Below are 497 nucleotides of genomic sequence, written 5' to 3'. Positions count from 1 at the left end.
ATCCGGCCGCCACACAGCACGCATTCGAACGGGTCACGACTCAGGAACTGTTTCACCATTTGTGCATAGCACACTTTCGCCACTGGTTCCGGTTTATCCATCCCCAGAGCACGGTACACCTGCGGCAGCTTCTCTCCACACACCCGGTTGGCAAGGAACCCGAAGTACCTCACCATCTTAAAAAACTTCTCCGGGATGTGTAATGCCAGTCAGTTAAGCAACTGACTGGCTCTTTTTCGGGGCTGTGGGGTATTTCCAGGGCCTCTCCTTTACCACTCTCGGAAGGCCCTTCCCCTTCTCGTCGGTAATTTCACAAGTTGTCCCATACTTGCAAGATCGCGCATCAGCTCCGGTATACGTCCCGGTGAAGCGCCCTGCAATGTCATCAGCATTCTCATCACCATTCCGCATGATTCTGAGAAACTCAGTTGATTCGGCCAGTAACCTTTCAGATGTTCCGCCATTTTAATCATCTGATATCTCACCAGATTATAAGC

2 pseudogenes are annotated in these 497 nt (G+C 51.3%); both read right to left on the bottom strand.

Annotated elements, in window-relative coordinates:
- Window positions 1-209, bottom strand: a pseudogene (locus BHE85_RS18470) (transposase); the annotation flags it as partial.
- Window positions 210-213: 4 nt separating this feature from the next.
- Window positions 214-497: pseudogene (locus BHE85_RS18465) on the bottom strand (IS4 family transposase); the annotation flags it as partial.

The sequence above is a fragment of the Shigella sp. FC1567 genome (assembly GCF_001743015.1).
Lineage (GTDB): Bacteria > Pseudomonadota > Gammaproteobacteria > Enterobacterales > Enterobacteriaceae > Escherichia > Escherichia coli.
This window is presented reverse-complemented; position numbering and strand designations above follow the sequence as displayed.